We start from the raw sequence: 1440 nt of genomic DNA, 5'->3' as shown, positions 1-1440 counted from the left end.
GAGATCCTCGACGACGCCGCCGGGTTCCTGATGTGGACGCAGGCCGAGGCGGGCACCTGCTGTCCGCTGTCGATGACGCACGCGGCCGTGCCCGCGCTGCGCGCCGACGCGGAGCTGGCCGCCGAGTGGGAGCCCCGGCTGGCGTCCACGGTCTACGACCCGCGGCTGCGGGTGGCCGGGCAGAAGCCCGGGGCGCTGTTCGGGATGGGGATGACGGAGAAGCAGGGCGGCAGCGACGTCCGCGCCAACACGACCGTGGCCCGGCCGCTCGCGGAGGCGGGCACGTATCTGCTCACCGGGCACAAGTGGTTCTGCTCGGCGCCCATGTCGGACGCGTTCCTGGTGCTGGCGCAGGCCCCGGGCGGGCTCACCTGCTTCCTGGTGCCGCGCGTCCTGCCGGACGGCTCTCGCAACGTCTTCCTGATCCAGCGGCTGAAGGACAAGCTGGGCAACCGCTCCAACGCCTCCGCCGAGGTCGAGTTCGACGGCACCTGGGCGCGCCGGGTCGGCGAGGAGGGGCGCGGGGTGCCCGTGATCATCGGGATGGTCGCCGCGACCCGGCTGGACTGCGCGCTCGGCTCGGCGGGCCTGATGCGGCAGGCGGTGGCCCAGGCGGTGCACCACTGCGCGTACCGGGAGGCGTTCGGCGGGAAGCTGATCGACAAGCCGCTGATGCGCAACGTGCTCGCCGATCTGGCGCTGGAGTCGGAGGCGGCGACGGCGCTCGCGCTGCGGCTCGCCGCGGCCTGCGACGACGGCGGGGAGCAGGAGCGGGCGTTCCTGCGGCTGGCGGTGCCGGCCGCCAAGTACTGGATCACCAAGCGGTGTGCTCCGGTGGCCGTGGAGGCGGCCGAGTGCCTGGGCGGCAACGGGTACGTCGAGGAGTCCGGCCTGCCCCGGCTGGTGCGGGAGTCGCCGCTGAACTCCATCTGGGAGGGCGCGGGGAACGTGCAGGCGCTGGACGTGCTGCGGGCGCTGCGCCGGGAGCCGGGCGCGCTGGACGCCTGCCTCACCGAGATCGGCCGGGCGCACGGCGCGGACCACCGGCTGGACCGGGCGGTGAAGGCCCTGTTCACCGAACTCGCGGACCTCGAGGGGATCGAGGGGCGGGCCCGGCGGCTGGTGGAGCGGCTCGCCCTGGTGCTCCAGGGATCGCTTCTGGTACGGCACGCCCCGCCGGAGGTCGCCGACGCCTTCTGCGCCTCCCGCCTGGGCGGCGACCACGGCGCGTCCTTCGGCACCCTGCCGTCGGGCCTGGACCTGGAGCCGGTGGTCGAGCGGGCGCGGCCGGCCTGACCCTCGGACACCGCCACGCCCCGCTCCCGTCGGACAGCGGAACGCCGCGACCGCCACCGGGAACCATCACGGTCGGCGGTCGTCGGAAACCGTCACGGCCCGGCCGCCGCCGGACACGGCCACACCGGCTGCCGCCGGAGACCG

At 75.3% G+C, this 1440-nt stretch carries 1 protein-coding gene; it reads left to right on the top strand.

All coding sequences use genetic code 11. From position 1 onward, the window contains the following. Positions 1-1296: acyl-CoA dehydrogenase family protein (locus H5J33_RS35140; protein ID WP_181798700.1), on the top strand; the 1296-nt coding region annotated here is incomplete at its 5' end. Positions 1297-1440 lie beyond the last annotated feature (144 nt).

It is taken from the genome of Streptomyces sp. WELS2 (genome assembly GCF_013870595.1).
In the GTDB taxonomy this organism is placed as follows: Bacteria; Actinomycetota; Actinomycetes; order Streptomycetales; family Streptomycetaceae; genus Streptomyces.
The sequence above is the reverse complement of the archived record's forward strand: the minus strand, read 5'-3'. Positions and strand labels throughout refer to the sequence as shown.